The following is a 271-nucleotide window of genomic DNA, read 5'->3' on the forward strand; positions in this document are numbered from 1 at the left end:
GGACCTACTCCAAATTGACCTCCGTCTCCTCCATCTGCATTAGAATCTTCATAAAATTCATTAGAATCTGGACATCCGTCGTTATCGCTATCTAAATCATAAGCGTCGATAATTCCGTCGCCATCAGTATCGAAAACATCGGCAATTCCGTCGCCATTTGAATCTGTGTAATCTGTTAAAGAACCATCACCTGGGCCCGGCCCTCTGTTAACATCTTGAAAATTTAGAATTCCATCTCCGTCTTCATCTCCGTACATATCGTATCCATGCG

The 271-nt window shown here is 43.2% G+C and carries 1 protein-coding gene; it reads right to left on the bottom strand.

Going from position 1 to position 271, the window contains the following annotated elements:
* Positions 1 to 271 (bottom strand): hypothetical protein (locus ACWA1B_RS22710; RefSeq protein WP_456910883.1); only part of this gene is annotated, 271 nt, incomplete at both ends.

The organism is Flavobacterium xizangense, assembly GCF_054075145.1.